Origin of the sequence: Actinoplanes sp. NBC_00393 (genome assembly GCF_036053395.1) — a bacterium.
Lineage (GTDB): Bacteria > Actinomycetota > Actinomycetes > Mycobacteriales > Micromonosporaceae > Actinoplanes.
In genome coordinates, this window is sequence record NZ_CP107942.1 from 5,573,052 (window position 1) to 5,589,854 (window position 16,803).

General features: G+C 70.8%; 15 protein-coding genes. 8 read left to right on the top strand and 7 right to left on the bottom strand.

The genetic code is table 11. The features are described from left to right. Positions 1-50 precede the first annotated feature (50 nt). From OHA21_RS26055 to OHA21_RS26070, 4 genes are all read left to right on the top strand, one after another. Positions 51-1,199 (top strand): acyl-CoA dehydrogenase family protein, encoded by a 1,149-nt coding sequence (locus OHA21_RS26055; protein ID WP_328478034.1) that lies wholly within the window; start codon positions 51-53, stop codon positions 1,197-1,199. Between the two features lie 11 nt (positions 1,200-1,210). Continuing rightward, complete coding sequence (locus OHA21_RS26060) at positions 1,211-2,101, top strand: acyl-CoA dehydrogenase family protein (RefSeq protein WP_328478036.1); 891 nt, start codon at positions 1,211-1,213, stop codon at positions 2,099-2,101. Beyond that, a complete protein-coding gene (locus OHA21_RS26065; protein WP_328478037.1) occupies positions 2,098-2,973 on the top strand; it encodes a TIGR03619 family F420-dependent LLM class oxidoreductase in 876 nt (291 codons plus the stop codon). The genes OHA21_RS26060 and OHA21_RS26065 overlap by 4 nt, the downstream gene beginning before the upstream one ends. A 169-nt stretch (positions 2,974-3,142) precedes the next feature. Beyond that, positions 3,143-3,604: an HIT family protein gene (locus OHA21_RS26070; protein WP_328478038.1), complete on the top strand. Its 462-nt coding sequence runs from the start codon at positions 3,143-3,145 to the stop codon at positions 3,602-3,604. Positions 3,605-4,084: 480 nt separating this feature from the next. Here the strand turns inward: OHA21_RS26070 and OHA21_RS26075 are convergent, their stop codons facing one another. Genes OHA21_RS26075 through OHA21_RS26090 form a run of 4 tightly spaced genes read right to left on the bottom strand, consistent with a single transcriptional unit; the run spans position 4,085 to position 7,584 of the window. Continuing rightward, positions 4,085-4,555: a 2'-5' RNA ligase family protein gene (locus tag OHA21_RS26075; RefSeq protein ID WP_328478040.1), complete on the bottom strand. Its 471-nt coding sequence runs from the start codon at positions 4,553-4,555 to the stop codon at positions 4,085-4,087. Positions 4,556-4,564: 9 nt separating this feature from the next. Continuing rightward, positions 4,565-5,680, bottom strand: coding sequence for a sulfotransferase family protein (locus tag OHA21_RS26080; protein ID WP_328478042.1), 1,116 nt, complete (start codon positions 5,678-5,680; stop codon positions 4,565-4,567). Further along, positions 5,677-6,453 carry an SDR family oxidoreductase gene (locus OHA21_RS26085; RefSeq protein ID WP_328478044.1) on the bottom strand — a complete coding sequence of 259 codons (777 nt, stop codon included), beginning with the start codon at positions 6,451-6,453 and terminating at the stop codon, positions 5,677-5,679. Before OHA21_RS26085 ends, OHA21_RS26080 begins: the two co-directional genes overlap by 4 nt. Before the next feature lie 3 nt (positions 6,454-6,456). Continuing rightward, complete coding sequence (locus OHA21_RS26090) at positions 6,457-7,584, bottom strand: hypothetical protein (RefSeq protein WP_328478046.1); 1,128 nt, start codon at positions 7,582-7,584, stop codon at positions 6,457-6,459. A gap of 78 nt (positions 7,585-7,662) precedes the next feature. Between OHA21_RS26090 and OHA21_RS26095 the strand changes: the two genes are divergently transcribed. Both OHA21_RS26095 and OHA21_RS26100 read left to right on the top strand, forming a co-directional pair. Further along, a complete protein-coding gene (locus OHA21_RS26095; protein ID WP_328478539.1) occupies positions 7,663-8,670 on the top strand; it encodes an alcohol dehydrogenase catalytic domain-containing protein in 1,008 nt (335 codons plus the stop codon). 254 nt (positions 8,671-8,924) lie between these two features. Beyond that, positions 8,925-10,808: an ABC transporter ATP-binding protein gene (locus OHA21_RS26100; RefSeq protein WP_328478048.1), complete on the top strand. Its 1,884-nt coding sequence runs from the start codon at positions 8,925-8,927 to the stop codon at positions 10,806-10,808. A gap of 368 nt (positions 10,809-11,176) precedes the next feature. On the opposite strand, the gene OHA21_RS26105 is transcribed toward OHA21_RS26100, so the two are convergent. Next, positions 11,177-12,271 carry an NAD(P)H-dependent flavin oxidoreductase gene (locus tag OHA21_RS26105; protein WP_328478050.1) on the bottom strand — a complete coding sequence of 365 codons (1,095 nt, stop codon included), beginning with the start codon at positions 12,269-12,271 and terminating at the stop codon, positions 11,177-11,179. Continuing rightward, positions 12,261-13,868 (bottom strand): acyl-CoA synthetase, encoded by a 1,608-nt coding sequence (locus OHA21_RS26110; RefSeq protein WP_328478541.1) that lies wholly within the window; start codon positions 13,866-13,868, stop codon positions 12,261-12,263. Before OHA21_RS26110 ends, OHA21_RS26105 begins: the two co-directional genes overlap by 11 nt. 113 nt (positions 13,869-13,981) lie before the next feature. On the opposite strand from OHA21_RS26110, the gene OHA21_RS26115 reads away from it, so the two are divergent. Together OHA21_RS26115 and OHA21_RS26120 are read left to right on the top strand one after the other, a co-directional pair. Further along, complete coding sequence (locus OHA21_RS26115) at positions 13,982-14,767, top strand: crotonase/enoyl-CoA hydratase family protein (protein WP_328478543.1); 786 nt, start codon at positions 13,982-13,984, stop codon at positions 14,765-14,767. A 154-nt stretch (positions 14,768-14,921) separates the two neighbouring features. Further along, positions 14,922-15,674, top strand: a complete 753-nt coding sequence (locus tag OHA21_RS26120; protein WP_328478052.1) for an SAM-dependent methyltransferase — start codon at positions 14,922-14,924, stop codon at positions 15,672-15,674. 250 nt (positions 15,675-15,924) lie between these two features. On the opposite strand, the gene OHA21_RS26125 is transcribed toward OHA21_RS26120, so the two are convergent. Continuing rightward, the gene (locus tag OHA21_RS26125; RefSeq protein WP_328478054.1) at positions 15,925-16,398 is read right to left on the bottom strand and encodes an NUDIX hydrolase; all 474 of its coding nucleotides are present in this window, start codon (positions 16,396-16,398) and stop codon (positions 15,925-15,927) included. Between the last annotated feature and the right edge of the window lie 405 nt (positions 16,399-16,803).

Genomic DNA, 16,803 nt, shown 5'->3' on the forward strand with positions numbered 1-16,803 from the left:
CTCGGTCTACTAGTAGAACACGTTCTAATCTAACGCGACGGGGACGGCCGATGCATCCTCCGGAAGAGAAGCTGCGCCAGGAGCTACGGGCGTACTTCGCCGATCTGATGACCCCCGACCTCCGCGAAGCCCTGACCGACCGCGGCGGCGAGTACGGCGACGGAACCGCCTACCGGGAGATCGTCCGGCGACTCGGCCGCGACGGCTGGCTGGCGCTCGGCTGGCCGGCCGAGCACGGCGGCGGCGGACGGTCCGCGATGGACCAGCTGATCTTCGCCGACGAGGCGGCGTTGGCCGGTGTGCCGGTGCCGTTCCTGACCATCTACACCGTCGGTCCGACGATCATGCGGCACGGCACGCCCGAGCAGCGCGCCGCCCTGTTGCCCCGGATCGCCGCCGGCGAGCTGCACTTCTCCATCGGCTATTCAGAACCGGACGCCGGCACCGACCTGGCCGCCCTGCGCACCCGGGCGGTCCGCGACGGCGACCACTACGTGATCAACGGTCAGAAGATGTGGACCAGCCTCATCCAGTACGCGGACTACGTCTGGCTGGCCTGCCGCACCGACCCCTCCGCGGAACGGCACCGCGGCCTGTCCATCCTGATCGTGCCGACCGACTCCCCCGGCTTCTCGTGGACCCCGGTGCACACCGTGGCCGGCCCGTCGACCAGCGCCACCTACTACGAGGACGTGGTGGTGCCGGTGTCCGCGCTGGTCGGCGAGGAGAACCAGGGCTGGCGGCTGATCACCAGCCAGCTCAACCACGAGCGGGTCGCCCTCACCCCGGTCGCACCGCTGCAGCGCTCGCTGCGCGAGGTCGTCGAGTGGGCGACGTCGACCGGGGCGATCAAGCAGGAGTGGGTCCGGCTGCACCTGGCCCGCGTGCACGCCAGAACGGAAGCGCTGAAGCTGTTCAACTGGCGGGTGGCCGCGGACGCGCAGTCGGCGCCGGCCGCCACCCGGGCGTCGGCCGGCAAGGTCTACGGGACCGAGCTGGCGATCGAGGCGTACCGGCTGCTCATGGAGGTGCTGGGCCCGGCGGCGCTGGTCCGGGACGGTTCGCCGGGGACGCTGCTGGCCGGCCGGATCGAGCGGATGCACCGCGCCGCGCTGATCCTCACCTTCGGCGGCGGCACCAACGAGGTGCAGCGCGACATCATCGCGGCCGGCGCCCTCGGCCTCCCGATCCGGCGATAAGGGGCCCGATCATGGATTTCGAACCCGGTGACGAGGCGCGCGAGCTGGCCGCACTCACCCGCGATCTCGCGGCTTCCGGCCGCCCGCTCTGGCCGGCGCTCACCGAGGCAGGTGTGCTCACGGCCGCACTTCCCAAGCAGGCAGGAGGCGAGGGGTACGCCCTACCCGAGCAAACCGCGATCCTGACCGAGTTGGGCCGTCACGCCGCCACCGTGCCGTACCTGACCTCGATCGTCGTCGCCGCCTCGACACTGGCCCAGTTCGACCCGTCCTTCGTCTACGACTCCGTGCTGGCCGTCGGCCATGGCGGCCAGGTCCACGGCATCAACCCCGCCCCCGCCGCGGTCCTGATCCCCACCGCCACCGGCGTCCACCTCATCGAGTCCGCCGACATCGAACCGCAGCAGGTCGAAGGCGGCCCCGGCACCGGCCTGCTCCGCTCCCCGCTGCCGGACCAGCCGCACCTCACCGACCCCGCCGCGGCCGGGTGGATGCGGGCCCGGCTGACCGTCGGCGCCGCCGCCTACCAGCTCGGCGTCGTCGAACGCGCCCTCGAGATGACCGCCGGGTACGCCCGCACCCGCATCCAGTTCGGCCGCCCGATCGGCGCCTTCCAGGCCGTGTCGCAGCGGCTCGCCGACGCGTACATCGACGTCGAAGCACTGCGGGTCGCGCTCTGGCAGGCGGTGTCGAACCCCGGCCCGGCCGAGGTGGCCACCGCCGGTTTCTGGGCCGCCGAGGCCGGTCACCGGGTTCTGCACACCGCCGTGCACATCCACGGTGGCGTCGGCATCGACCTGGAGTACCCGCTGCACCGCTACTTCCTCGCCGCCAAGTACCACGAGTTCCTGCTCGGCGGCGCCACCGCCCAACTGCTCGACCTAGCCGAGGTGCTCGTATGAAGTTCACCCTGGGCATCGCCCTGAGCCCGCTCGACCAGCTGACCGAGTTGGCGCGCACCGCCGAGGAGTGCGGCTTCGCGTCGATCGCCCTGCCCGACTCGCTCTTCTACTCCGAGCACGTGTCGGCCAACTATCCCTACACCCCGGACGGCCGCCGCTTCTGGGACGCCGACACCCCGTGGGCCGACCCGATGGTGGCCGCCGCCGCGATGGGCGCGGTGACCAGCCGGATCCGGTTCTACACCCAGGTCCTCAAACTGGACCCGCGCAACCCGGTGCTGCTGGCCCGGCAGGTCGGCTCGGTCGCCAACCTGACCGGCAACCGGTTCGGCCTCGGCGTCGGGCTCGGCTGGTCGCCCGAGGAGTCGTACTGGTGCGGCACCCCCTTCAAGGACCGCGGCGCCCGCGCCGACGAGGCGATCGACGTGCTGCGGCTGATCCTCGGCGGCGGCATGGTCTCGTACCACGGCAAGCACTTCTCGTTCGAAAAGCTCCAGATGAGCCCGGCCCCCAGCGCCCCGGTGCCGATCTACGTGGGCGGCCACACCGAACCCGCCTTGCGGCGCGCAGCCCGCATCGGCGATGGCTGGTCATCAGCGATGATGCGCTTCAAGGATCTCGGTACGACCATCGAGCGCCTGACGTCGTTGCGCGCTTCCTACGGCCGCGCCGACCTCCCCTTCGAGGTCCAGGCCGTCTGCATCGACCGTTTCGGCCTGGACGGTTACCGCCAGCAGGCCTCCATCGGCGTAACCGACGCGATCGTAGTCCCCTGGCGCGCCTACGGCGCCGGCTTCGACGCCGACCTCGACACGAAGCGCGCCGCCCTGCACCGCTTCGCCGAAGAGGTCATCGCCCCACTCACCCCGTAGCCCCGGGCCGCCTCCAGCCCAGCCACCCTCGTAGCGGCCAGCCCTCCCACCCTCGTAGCGGCCAGCCCTCCCGCCCAGCCACCCTCTGGCCGGCCGCCCTCCCGCCCAGCATGCCCGGCCCGCCGCGGACCGGCTGCGTTCACAGCCGTGGCCGTCATAGGCTGCGGCCGTGAGCGACGAGAATGGATGCACGGCCTGCGATCTGACCTCAGGCCGAGCCCATCTGCCCGGCGGCCGCATCGACGAGACCGGTCACTGGGTGGTCGAGCATTGCGTGGGCCCGCTAGGCGTCGGCACATTGATCGTCAAGCCGTTCCGGCACGTGCTGCACGTCGCCGACCTGACCGCTGCCGAGAGCGCCGAGCTGGGCCCACTGCTGCAGCGCACCTCGGCGGCCGTGACCGAACTGACCGCACCCGAACAGGTCTACGTCACCCTGTGGTCCCATGCCGGCGGGGTCCCCGGCCACATCCACTTCGTGGTCCAGCCGATCCACCGGGCGGACATGGACCGGCACGGCTTCCACGGCCCACGACTCCAGCTGGCCATGCTCGACGCCGCCGAGTTCCCCGGCCCAGCCGCGATGCAGTCCTTCACCGACCGCATGCGCGCCCACTTGCATCCCGCGTGACCGCGGCCGCCACATACACAACCAACCCGGCGAAGACGTGCCTGGCAGGCGGCTCACGACCGCCAGCCGCCAGCCACGCACGCAACAACGGCCGCGGGGACGTGCTTGGTGGGCGGCTCACCAACGCCAGCCGCCAGCCACGCACGCAACAACGGCGCCGAGACATGCGCAGCAGGCGGCTCACCAACGCCAGCCGCCAACCACGCACGCAACAACGACGCGCAGACATGCGCAGCAGGCGGCTCACCAACGCCAGCCGCCACCCAGACCTGCAACCGGACCCCCGAAACGTGCGGGGACGGCGGCTCGGCGGGACCAGCCGCCAGTCAGGCACGAAACCGGGCCGAGACGTGCGCGGCGGGCGGCTCGCGAGTGCTGGCGGCCGGTTGGGCGGGGAACAGCACGTGCCGACGGGAGCGGCCCGGCCGGCCGAGGCCTGCGCGGGTTTCCGGGCGGCGGAGGGCGGTGCGCCGGGAGTGCCTAGAGGTCGACGGTGATGCGTGACTCCGTGTCGTAGCTTCGGGCCGCCACCAATTGGCCGTGCGCCGGCGCGAGGTCACGCAGCAGGTCCAGCGCCGGTGAGACCTGGGTGGCGGGGACTCTCAGCGCCAGGCTGACGTGCGGCATCCAGCGGCCCGGCGAGTGCAGCGGGTTCGACGGCTCCACCGATTGCCAGACGAGGTCGTGGAGTTTGCGCAGCTCAGGACCATCGTCGACGGCTCGGGCCAGGGTTCGCCCGAGCATGACGGCAGGGCCGAGCGAGACCGGGACCGGCAGTGACAGGGTGGGCAGCCGGTCCAGCCGGCCGGTGGTCACCAGCGTCAGGTGCGGACGGTTGGTGGGATGACCGTGGGCGGCGAGGCTGCGCAGCCCCGCCGCCTGCAGCCGGGCCCAGGCGTCCCGGACGCCCGCTTCCAGGGCGGCGTCGAAGAGCAGCTCGACGGTGTGCACGACCGGTCTTTACCCCAGAAACGCCGCGTCCACGTCGGCCGGCGTCAGGCCGAAGGAGGCCAGGTCGTAGCGGTGCGCTGGTTTGCGCGTACCCCGCAGTTGGTTCTGCATGGCGGCCTGCGCGGCGTCGGTGAGCGGAATGCCGAGGCGATCGTAGATCGCTGAGACGGTGGCCAGCGGATCCCGGACGAAGTCCTCATACCGGACGTCGATGAAGCGCTGCGGGTCGTGCCCGGCGCGGTCGGCGCGGAAGCGGCGCAGGCCGCGGGACCAGAGGGCGAGCTGGGTGCGGCCGACCACCGGCCCCTCATAAACCGTGGACCAGCCGGCCGAGGAGCGCGCGTTGAGGCTGCACACCGAGGCGATGGCGGTGCGCGGATCCCGGTGGGTCTGGATGATCACGGCGTCCGGGTAGACCTCGAGTAGAGCGTTCAGGGCGAAGAGGTGGCTGGGGTTCTTCAGGACCCAGCGCCGCTCCTGGTCCGGCAGGCCGATGAGCTGCAGGATGCGGCGGTGCCGCTGGTAGGCCGCCGTCCAGTCGTGCGCGGCGAGCCAGGCAGAATAGGCCGGGATGTACGCGGTGCATTCGAACGAGACCGACGTCATCGACTGGCAGAAGATCCGCCAGCACTCCTCGACCTGCTCAGGGCCGGTGTAGTGCATGCCCATGAGTTCCGGATGCTGCGCATAGGCGTCACGCAGCGCCACGAAGACCGGATGTTCGTCCCAGGTGGCGCGGGGTGGGCGGGGCTGCGGGACCTCGCAGAGCCAGAGCTCCGGGCCCTGGTGGGCGGGGTCGGCGGCGAGCAGCCGGTGCAGCGCGGTGGTGCCGGTGCGCGGCAGGCCGGTCACGAAGATCGGCCGCGGCACGCCCACCTCCGCATGCTGCGGGTACTGCTTCCAGGCGGCTTCCGCCAGCAGGCGGGAGACCAGGGCGGAGCGCAGCAGGCCGCGGGTCTGCTTGCTGCCGGCCGGGGTCAGGCTTGCCTCTTTCGCGTACGCGGAAAGCAGCACCCGCAACCCGTCAAGATGATCTACGCCGAAGTCGTCGAGGCCGGTGAGCCGGGTCGCCGAGGCGTGCAGATCCTCGACGGTGCCGACGTCGGTGCGTTGGGTGGCAGTCAATGGTGGAACTCCCCGCAGTTGACGTCGAGGCAGGCCCCGGTGATGCCCCGGGCCAGGCCGGACGCGAGGAAGCAGACCGCGTCCGCCACCTCCTCGGGTTCCGGCAGGCGCCGCAGGTCGATGTTCGCCGCGATCTCGTCGTAGATCTGCCGGGCCGGCACCCCGCGTTCGGCGGCCTGGAAGTCGAACCAGGCCCGCAGTGTGTCCGCCCAGATCCAGCCGGGCGCCACCGAGTTGACCCGGACCCCTTTCGGCCCGAGTTCGCTGGCCAGGTTCTGGGCGACCGCGAGCAGCCCGGCCTTGACCACCTTGTACGGCCCGAACGGCCGCCGCGAGTGCCGCAGCACCGCCGAGTTGACCACCACGACGGAGCCGGCGGAGTCGACGAGGGCCGGGGTGAGCAGCCGGATCGTGTTCAGGGCGGCGAGCACGTTGGCGTCGAAGCCGGAACGCAGCTCGTCCAGGTCGACCTTGCCGAGGCTGCGCATCGGCGGCATGGCGAACGCGTTCTGCACCAGCGCGTCGACCCGCCCGAACTCGTCCAGTGCGGTGTCGACGAGGCGCTGCACGGCGGCGTCGTCGGTCAGGTCGGTCGGCACCGCCCGAGCGCGGCGGCCGGCCGCGGTGACCTTGCCGGCCACTTCGGCGAGGACCGATTCGGTACGCGCGGCGAGCACCACGTCGGCGCCGTGCTGCGCGGCCCGGACGGCGACGGCCTGACCGAGGCCGGGCCCGACGCCGGCGACCAGCACCACTTTGTCGGCGAGCAGCACGGCTCAGCCCAGCATCCGGTCGGCGGTGGCGGCCTGTCGGGCGGCGATCCGCTCCCGGTACGCCGGCGCGCCGATCGCCTCGTAGTAGGGCAACTGTTTCGGCAGGTCGTCGACGGCCACGATGTCGACCTTGGGCCCGTCCGCCGCGCCGAGCGCCCGGGACAGCCGCTGCCAGCGCAGCTGCACGTATCCGCGGCGGTGCCCGGTGCGCTCCAGCCAGTTGGCGACGCCCGGGTTCCGTTCGCTGATCACGTACCGGATCATCCTGTCCGGATCGATGGTGGCCTGGGCGGCGGTGAGGCTGGTCTGGTGGTTGATGTAGTCGAGCGAGACGTACCACGTGCTGCCGAGCTGAATCCCCTGGTAGGGAGCGTCGCTCGCCGGGACGGTGACCACCATGGCCTGCTCGTCGTCGAGGTCGTAGTGGCCGACCGACGAGTACTGCGTGGACAGTCCGCCGGGTGTCGGCCGCGGAGTGGTGAGCGTGTTGACCGGCAGGCCGAGGTAGAACCGTTCGGCGAAGGCGAGGAAGGTGCGCAGGCGGCTGAGCAGGATCTTGCCGGCTACGCCGTACCGCTTGGTCATCCTGTCGAGGGTGAGTGGTGGCGGCGCCGCGCCGATCTTGTCGGCCCGCTGGATGCGCAGCTTGCCGGGCCGCTCGGCGGCCCAGTCGCTGAACACCTCCCGGACCACCAGCATGGCCGCGTTCTTCGCCGGGCCGACGGTGATCCGGTACGCCCCGTCGGGCCCGATGTCGATCTCGCGGTCGTCGAACGCAGCGAGGCTGCCGGGCACCTCGACCGGCGAGTAGTCACCGTCCAGGATCTGGAAGCTGAGGTCGGCGGTGGTCCCGCGCACGCCGGTGACCAGGTATTCGGCGTCCTCGCGCAGCCAGGCGTGGAAGTAGAGGGTGTCCGGGTTGTCCAGGCCCATCTTGGTGTAGGGGCCGGTGGACCGGACGAAATACGGAAAGTCCCGCTCGTAGGCGCCGGCCATCTGGATCGAGGCCCGGATGCTGCCGGCCAGGTAGTCGTAGCCCTCGACGAGGTCCTGGTCGCCCCGGCAGTGCGGGGCGCTGGTGATGATCTTCTCGGCTTCCCGGATGGCGTCCGCGAGCGGCTGCGTCAGCATGGGATGAGGCTAGAACGAGTTCTAATATTCGGTCAACGCTACTGCTGGATCCTGCGATAACGTGTTCCAGTGGAGACGATGCGGGCGTACCGGATGACGAACTGGGGCGAGCCCCCGCAACCCACCACCGTGCCGGTGCCGTCGCCCGGCCCGGGCGAGGTGCTGGTGCGGGTGGCCGGCTGCGGGCTGTGCCGCTCCGACCTGACGATGCGGCGGATGCCGCAGGTGGTCGGCGACAAACTGGGCTGGCGGATGCCGTTCACGCTCGGCCACGAGACCGCCGGCCGGGTCGCCGCGGTGGGCGCCGGCGTCGACGGCCTCACCCTGGGCGAGGCCGTCGCGCTGGTCTCCCCCACCTCCTGCGGGAGCTGTGGTCATTGTCTGCGCGGACGCGACAGCATGTGCCCACACGGGCTGACCGGCCGGGGGTACGGGCGAGACGGCGGCCTGGCCGACTATGTGCTGGTGCCCGGCCGCCGCGACCTGCTGCCGCTCGGCGACCTCGACCCCCGCTCGGCGGGCCCGCTGACCGACGCCGGCGCCACGGCCTACCACGCGGTACGCCGTGCGCTGCCCCGGATCACCGCTTCCGGCCGCGTCGTGGTGATCGGGGCGGGCGGGCTGGGCGCGTTCGCCGTACAGTTCCTGCGGGTGCTGAGCGGCGCCCAGATCTTCGTGGTCGACCCCGCGCCCGCACGCCGCGACTACGCGGTCTCAGTTGGAGCGTCCTCCGCCTCCCCCGACCTGTCCGGCGTTTCCGGCGCCGACGTGGTGCTCGACTTCGTCGGCACCGACGAGACCATCGCCGCCGGCATCGCAGCGGTGACCCCCGGCGGCGCCTACGGCCTGATCGGCTCAGCCGGTGGCCGACTGGCAGCCCCGTGGTTCGGCACACTCCCCCGCGACGGCGAGGTCTTCACCTTCCAGGGCTCATCGATCGCCGACGCCCAGGACGTGATCGCCCTGGCCCGCGCCGGCACGATCCGCAACGAGGTCACCGAGTTCCCCTTCGAAGCCGCCGACGACGCGTACGCCCAGCTGGCCGCCGGCACTCTCCCCGGCCGCGCCGTCATCGTGCTCGACTAACGCTTCCCGGTATCCGTCGGCAAAGGATCATGACCGGTTTCGTAACCGGCGGCTCAGCTGGATCTCAGCCTCGACCCGCACCATGATCGCGTCGGGTGAACCTACGCCCCCAGCAATGCGCCGCCCGATGCCCGCTCCGCGCCCGGATCCGCCCCGCCAGGCGTTCCGGCGCGGAGCGGGGCTTCCCGCGGCGAGGGGCTCTGATGGCGGAAAGCGCTTGACCTGAACCTGAGTGCAGGTGGGAGCGTCGAGCCATGAGCATGGAGATGGCTGCGTGGAACTCGATGTACCACGCCATGAATCAGCAGGACGACAAGCGGCCGTTCAAGCTGGCGACGTTACGCCGGATTGCGCGGTTCGCGCGGCCGCACCGGCGCGCGCTCACCGGGTTCCTGATAGTCAGCGTGGTCACGGCTGTTCTGGCCGTGGCCACTCCCGTGCTGGCCGGGCGGGTGGTGGACGCGATCGTCGACGGGCAGGACACCGATCTGGTCTTCGGGCTGGCGGTGGCGATCGGCGTGATCGCGCTGTTCGAGTCGGGGCTGGGGCTGGTGCAGCGGTGGTATTCGTCGCGGATCGGTGAGGGGCTGATCCTCGACCTGCGCACGGCGGTCTTCGACCATGTGCAGCGGATGCCGGTGGCGTTCTTCACGCGTACGCGTACCGGCGCGCTGGTCAGCCGGCTCAACAACGACGTGATCGGGGCGCAGCGCGGGTTCAGCGACACCCTGTCCGGTGTCGTCGGGAACCTGGTCGGGCTGATCCTGACGCTGATCGTGATGCTCGGCATCTCCTGGCAGATCACCGTGCTGTCGCTCCTGCTGCTGCCGGTCTTCCTGCTGCCGGCGCGCCGGATGGGTGGCCGGCTGGCCAAGTTGGAGCGCGAGGCCGCCGAGCACAACGCGGCCATGAACACGCAGATGACCGAGCGCTTCTCGGCGCCGGGCGCGACGCTGGTCAAGCTTTACGGCCGGCCGGGCGCCGAGTCGGCCGAGTTCGCCGCTCGCGCCCGGCGGGTCCGTGACATCGGGGTGCGTACGGCGATGACGCAATGGGTGTTCCTGACCGCCCTGGTCTCGGTGTCGGGTGTCGCGATCGCCCTGGTCTACGGCCTCGGCGGCTACTACGCGATCCAGGGGCAGCTGGAGCCGGGCGCGGTCGTGGCGCTCGCCATCCTGCTCACCCGGTTGTACGCGCCGCTGACCGCCCTGGCCAGCGCCCGCGTCGAGGTGATGAGCGCGCTGGTCAGCTTCGAGCGGGTCTTCGAGGTGCTCGACCTGAAGCCGCTGATCGAGGAGAAGCCGGATGCCCGCCCGGTGCCGGACGGGCCGGTGGCGGTGGAGTTCGACGGGGTCCGGTTCGCGTACCCGTCGGCGGACAAGGTCTCGCTGGCCTCGCTGGAGGAGGTCGCGACCCTGGACACCCGCGGCGGGGTGGAGGTGCTGCACGACATCTCGTTCCGCGCGGAGCCGGGGCAGATGGTGGCCCTGGTCGGGTCGTCCGGCGCGGGTAAGTCCACGATGGCGTCGCTGCTGCCCCGCCTCTACGACGTGGGTGAGGGAGCGGTCCGGCTGGCCGACATCGACGTGCGTGACGTGACGGCCGCCTCGCTGCGGCAGACGCTCGGCCTGGTCACCCAGGACGGCCATCTCTTCCACGACACCGTCCGCGCCAACCTGCTGCTCGCCCGCCCGGAGGCCGGCGAGGACGAGCTGTGGGAGGTGCTGCGCCGGGCCCGGATCGCCGAGCTGGTCGAGTCGCTGCCCGACGGGCTGGACACGGTGATCGGCGAGCGCGGCTACCGGCTGTCCGGCGGCGAACGGCAGCGGCTGACCATCGCCCGGCTGCTGCTGGCCCGGCCGCGGGTGGTGGTGCTCGACGAGGCCACCGCCCATCTGGACTCCACGTCTGAGCAGGCGGTGCAGGCCGCTCTCGGCGAAGCGCTGACCGGGCGGACCGCCGTGGTGATCGCCCACCGGCTGTCCACGGTCCGTGCCGCCGACCAGATCCTGGTCATCGAGGAGGGCCGGGTCGTGGAGCGCGGAACGCACGCCGAATTGCTCGCCGCGGGCGGCCGTTACACCGAGCTGCACAACACCCAGTTCGATCAGGGACGCTCGGAAACCGCCGCCGCCTGACCCGGGAAATCTGAAAAAAGAGTCGATGCTCACGAATTCCAGGACGGCTTTGAATAGGAAATTCGTGCTACGGTCGGCACCGGCGGATGTCGAATGTCCGCCGCGCCAAGATCTTTCCGCCCGCGGCGATTCGACTGGTTCAGCGGATCGCTGCGGGCGGGATTTGGCTGCTCGCGGGGTGGGCTACGTCACCCTGCCGATGGGCGAAAACACGTCGGCAACATTTCTGTGATATCGCCGTCACTGTTCCATTCTTAATTTCCGTGGAAATTCTTTCATCGGCATCCGGGTGTCCCGGTTGTGGCCGTCGAATGTGGCCTCACGGACCGGAAACGGGCGGCTCCCACGCGGGAGCCGCCCGTTCCTGTTCACGTCAGTTTGCCGAGGCGGGCCAGGGTTTCGTCGGCCTCGGCGACCAGTTCGGCGAGAACCTCGGCGACCGGGCGGACCTCGTTCATCCGGCCGACGATCTGACCGACCGGCATCGGCACCACGCTCGGATCACCGGAGGACATCAGCCGGTCGTGGGCGCGCGACACGAGCAGGTTCTGCAAGGGCATCGGCAGCGGTTTCGGCGCCTGCGGATCGTTCCACGCCTCGGTCCAGCGGTTGCGCAGCAGCCGGGCCGGTTTGCCGGTATAGATGCGGCTGCGCACGGTGTCACCCGAGCCGGCCTTCAGCAGGGCTTCGCGGAGCGCCTCGGTGGCCTGGTACTCCGCGGTGCCGAGCCACACCGACCCCATCCAGACCCCGCGGGCGCCGAGCGCGAGGGCGGCGGCGATCTGCCGGCCGCTGCCGATGCCGCCCGCGGCGAGCACCGGCACGTCCGCGCCGACCGCGTCGACGATCTCCGGGATCAGGACCATGCTGCCGATCTCGCCGGTGTGCCCGCCCGCTTCGTACCCCTGCGCCACCACGATGTCCACGCCCCCGGCCAGATGGCTGCGGGCATGATCGGCGCGGCCCGCGAGGGCCGCGACCAGCAGGCCGTGCGCATGCGCCTGCTGGATCACATCCTCCGGCGGCGGGCCGAGCGCGTTGGCGATCAGCCGGGCCGGGTGGGTCAGAGCAACTTCCACATGGGTACGCGCAACCGAGTGCAACCATCCGAGGACGCCGGCGCGCTGTGACTCGTCGACACCGAGCGGGGGGACACCGAGCCGCAGCAGGGTGCGCTCGACGAAGTCGCGGTGCCCGGGCGGGATCAGCTCGTTCAGGTCGGACGGGGTGCCCTCGGTCGGCACGCGGCTGGGCATCACCACGTCCACGCCGTACGGGCGGTCGCCGAGTTCGCCGTCCAGCCAGGTCAGGACCTGGTCCAGTTCGTCGGCGTCGTTGAACCGGACGCAGCCCAGCACACCGAGCCCGCCGGCCCGGCTGATCGCCGCGACGACGTGCTCGGACGGGCTGAACCCGACGATCGGGACGTCGATCCCGAGCCGCTCGCAGAGGTCAGTCCGCACTGCGCACCGCCTCGGCGTGGGTGCGGGCGTACTCGTGGGCCCAGCGGTAGTCGGCCTTTCCGCTGATCGTGCGATGTATCCGGTCCACCAGCCAGACCGAGCGGGGCACCTTGTAGCCGGCGACGCGTTGACGCACATGTAGTTCGAGTTCGTCCAGGTTCACCCGTACGCCGTCGCGGGGTTGAATCAGAGCGACCACCCTCTGACCGAGACGCTCGTCTGCCGCCCCGATCACCAGGGCGTCGAAGACGTCCGGGTGTGCCTTCAGCGCACCCTCGACCTCTTCCGGAAAAACCTTCTCGCCGCCGGTGTTGATGCAGGTGTTGCCGCGGCCGAGCAGCGTGATGGTGCCGTCCTCCTCGAGCCGGGCCAGGTCGCCGGGTATCGCGTAGCGCACGCCCTCGACCTCGGTGAGCAGCGCCGCGGTCTTCTCCGGGTCCTTGTAGTAGCCGAGCGGGACGTACCCGCCGCGGGCCAGCCGGCCGATCACGCCCGGCGCGGCCTTCTTGCCGTATTCGTCGATCACGATGGTGTCCGGGCCGGGCATCACCCGGGGGCCGTCAACCGCGCCGCCCTCGACGTCGGCGACGATGCCGATCCCGGCGAACCCGGTCTCCGAGGAGCCGATCGCGTCGGTGACCATGATGTCCGGCAGCGCCTGCAGGTACTGGCGTTTCACCGATGGAGAGAACAGCGCGGCGCTGGAGGAGACCGCCACCAGTGACGAGCCGTCGTGGTTGCCGGCCAGGAAGGCCTCGATGATCGGGCGGGCCATCGCGTCGCCGATCAGCACCACCACGTTCACCTTGCGGCGTTCGATGGTGCGCCAGACCTCCTCGGCGTCGAAGTGCGGCAGGACCACCACGGTGTCGCCGGCGAACAACGCCATCAGCGCGGCCCACTGCGCGTTGCCGTGGATCAGCGGGGCCAGGCAGAGCCGGGTCATCGGCGGCATCTCGGTGCCGCGCCGGGTCTGCGCCCACTCGTCCTCGAGCGGGATGCCGGACATGAAGTCGATGCCGCCGCCGAGCACCCGCCACACGTCCTCGTGGCGCCAGATGACGCCTTTCGGGTAGCCGGTGGTGCCGCCGGTGTAGAGCAGGTAGATGTCCTCGCCGGACCGTTCACCGAAGTCCCGGACCGGCGCCCCGCCGGCCAGCGCGTCCTCGTAGCGGGTGCCGTCGATCTTCTCGTCCGAGCCGTCGGGCAGCGCGACCGTGGTGTGCAGGCCGGGCGCGGCGGGGAGCACCGCGGCGACCCTCGGGGCGTACTTGCGGTCGTGGATCAGCGCCTTCAACTCGGCGTCCGCGAACAGATACTGCAACTCGTTCTCGACGTACCGGAAGTTGACGTTGACGACCACCGCACGCAGCTTGTAGACCGCGACCATGGATACCACGGCCTCGATCGAGTTGCCCGCGTACAGTCCGATGTGGTCGCCCCGGCCCAGCCCGTGATCATGCAGGAAGTGGGCCAGACGGTTGGCGGCGTCCTCCAGCTCGGCGTAGGTCAGTTCACGTTCGCCGCAGGCCACCGCGACACGGTCGGGAAAGGCGTCGACCGCGTGCTCGATCAGGTCCGCAATATTGGCCGCCATCACCAGAAAGTAGAACCTGTTATCGTTCTGGGCAAGCCCTGTCGCGCTCTTGTCTGTTCTCGTCGCGCACTTGTCGTGCACTTGTCGCGCTCTCGTCGTGCTCTTAAGGAGACCTGGTGGACGCTCTCGTCGAACAGCGCGGACCGATCCTGATCGTCACGATGAACCGGCCGCAGGTCCGCAACGCACTCTCACCCGAGATGATGGCCGTGATGCGCGACGCCTGGGACCGGGTCGACGCCGACCCGTCGATCCGGGTCGCCATCCTCACCGGGGCGGGCGGCTCGTTCTGCGCGGGCGCCGACCTGCGAGCGATGACCGAGTCACATCCCGGCGACGACTTCGGCGGCAACGGCGGGATCGACCTGTCCCGGATCGACGCGCTGCTCAAGGGCCGGCGGCTGAGCAAGCCGCTGATCGCGGCGGTCGAGGGGGCGGCGGTCGCCGGCGGCACGGAGATTCTGCAGGCCACCGACGTACGGGTGGCCGGCGAAAGCGCCCGGTTCGGGGTGTCCGAGGCGCGGTGGGGACTGTTCCCGCTGGGCGGGTCGGCGGTGCGGTTGCCGCGGCAGTTGCCGTACACGGTGGCGGCCGAACTGCTGCTCACCGGCCGCCACCTGTCGGCCGCCGAGGCGCGCGACGCCGGCCTGATCGGGCACGTCGTCCCGGACGGCGAGGCTCTGACCAAGGCGCTGGAGCTGGCCTCGCTCATCGCGGCCAACGGGCCGCTCGCGGTGCAGGCCATCCTGCGCACGATCCGGGAGACCGAGGGCATGGCCGAAAACGACGCGTTCGCCATCGAGGCGCGGATCGGTATGGAGGTGTTCACCAGCGAGGATGCCAAGGAGGGGCCGCGAGCCTTCATCGAGAAACGCCGCCCGATCTTCCACGGCCGATAGCACTCTTGTTCGCGTCCGCTCTTGCTCGCGCCTGCTCTTGCACGCGCCAGCTCTTGCACGCGCCTGCTCTTGCACGCGCCTGCTCTTGCACGCGCTTCTTCTCGCGCCTGGGAATCCGGTTGCCGGCGGGCCGGTGATCCGTTTGGGTCGGCTGGTGACCGCCTTGGAACGTCTGGTGCGCCCCGACCGCTATCCCCGCTCGTCCCGCTACGACCCGGCGTGGGTGCTGAGCCTCGACATGGGCCCGCACCCGTTGTGGCTGCTCGAGAACCTGACCCGTGACCTCGACCTGCGGCCCGGGATGCGGGTGCTCGACCTGGGCTCCGGCAAGGGCGCGACCTCGGTCTTCCTGGCCCGCGAGTTCGGGGTGGACGTCGTCGCCTCGGACTGGTGGATCCCGGCCGACCAGGCAGCGGCGGTGTTCACCGAGGCCGGGGTGGACAACCGGGTGCGGGCGGTGCACGCCGAGGCGCACCAGCTGCCGTTCGAGGACGAGTCATTCGACGCGATCATCAGCGTGGACGCGTTCGAGTACTTCGGGACGGCTGACAGCTATCTGCCGTACCTCGCCCGGTTCCTGCGGCCCGGCGGCCAACTGGGAATGGCCACGCCCGGGATGAGCCGGGAGGTCCGCGAGCTCGGCGCGATCCCGGCGCACATCAAAGAGGTCGTCGGCTGGGAGGCGATCGCCTGGCACACCCCACAGTGGTGGCGCTTCCAGTGGGAGATCACCGAGCTGGTCACGGTCACCTCGGCGCGCCTGCAGGACGACGGCTGGCAGGACTGGCTGCTCTGGGCCCAGGCCTGCGCCTCGCTCGAACCGGGCCCCCAGCCGGTCATCGACATGCTCGAGAAGGACGCGGGTGAGCTGCTCGGCTTCACCCTGATCACCGCCGTCAAGAACTGACCGGCCCGCTGCCGTTCTCCAGCCAGGCCGGCTGCCGTTGTCCAGCTTGGCGGTGGGCCAGCTGCCGTTCTCCAGCTTGGCGGTGGGCCAGCTGCCGTTCTCCAGCTTGGCGGTCGGCCGGCTGCCGTTGTCCAGCTGGCGGTGGGCCGGCTGCCGTTGTCCAGCTGGCGGTGGGCCGGCTGCGTTCTCCAGTTAGGCGATCGGCAGGCTGCCGTTGTCCAGCTGGCGGTGGGCCGGCTGCGTTCTCCAGTTAGGCGATCGGCAGGCTGCCGTTCTCCAGATAGGCGGTCGTGCCGTCGGCGCGAGCCCGGATCGCTGCGGCCACGCGGCGGGCGAGGAGGGTGGAAAGGCGGTCGACGGCCTCTGGTTCGGCGCACCAGGCCCAGCTGCGCAGCTCGTCCGCGGGCAGGCTGATCCGGGCCGTCTGCTCCGCGTCGAGGACCCCGCCGTCGAAGACGAGCATGAAACCCTCGGTCCGTTCCGGCCTGGGCGGCACCCAGTCGGTGACCAGCAGCCTGCCGATCGGAAGCGTCAGGCCGAGCTCCTCTTTGAGCTCGCGCTGCGCGGCGGCCAGTGGCGACTCGTCGGCCTCGACGCAGCCGCCCGGAATCTCCCAGTCCGGCTTGTAGGCCGGCTCGACCAGCAGCACCCGGCCGGTTGGATCGGAGAGCAGGACGCCCGCTCCCATCCGCTTACGAGGCAACGTCGCCGTGAAATCCCCCATCACCCCACCGTATTCGTCCCGCCAACCCCGGCTGGCGCTCACGGCTGCTTCAGCGGCGCCGAAACAACACTGAGCGTCAGCCGGTCAACCTCGGCTGACGCTCACGGCTGTTTCGGCGGCGCTGAAACGACACTGAGCGCCAGCCGGACAACCTCGGCTGACGGTCACGGCTGCTTCGGCGGCGCTGAAACGACACTGAGCGCCAGCCGGACAACCTCGGCTGGCGGTCACGGCTGCTTCGGCGGCCCGGATACAGCAGTCAGCGCCAGCCCGCAGGACCAGCCCAAGCCTGGCTGGCGGTCACGGCTGTTTCGGCGGCGCTGAGACGACACTCAGCGTCAGCTGGGCGAACCCGGCTGACCTACAGGGCTGTCTCGGCGGCGTTTTGGCAGCGCTGGGGGTCAG

Excerpts from the sequence above, each read along its gene's own strand:
- OHA21_RS26055 (WP_328478034.1), top strand. The coding sequence starts at position 51 with ATGCATCCTCCGGAAGAGAAGCTGCGCCAGGAGCTACGGGCGTACTTC.
- OHA21_RS26060 (WP_328478036.1), top strand. The coding sequence starts at position 1,211 with ATGGATTTCGAACCCGGTGACGAGGCGCGCGAGCTGGCCGCACTCACC.
- OHA21_RS26065 (WP_328478037.1), top strand. The coding sequence starts at position 2,098 with ATGAAGTTCACCCTGGGCATCGCCCTGAGCCCGCTCGACCAGCTGACC.
- OHA21_RS26090 (WP_328478046.1), bottom strand. The coding sequence starts at position 7,584 with ATGCTGACGCAGCCGCTCGCGGACGCCATCCGGGAAGCCGAGAAGATC.
- OHA21_RS26095 (WP_328478539.1), top strand. The coding sequence starts at position 7,663 with ATGCGGGCGTACCGGATGACGAACTGGGGCGAGCCCCCGCAACCCACC.
- OHA21_RS26100 (WP_328478048.1), top strand. The coding sequence starts at position 8,925 with ATGAGCATGGAGATGGCTGCGTGGAACTCGATGTACCACGCCATGAAT.
- OHA21_RS26110 (WP_328478541.1), bottom strand. The coding sequence starts at position 13,868 with ATGGCGGCCAATATTGCGGACCTGATCGAGCACGCGGTCGACGCCTTT.
- OHA21_RS26125 (WP_328478054.1), bottom strand. The coding sequence starts at position 16,398 with ATGGGGGATTTCACGGCGACGTTGCCTCGTAAGCGGATGGGAGCGGGC.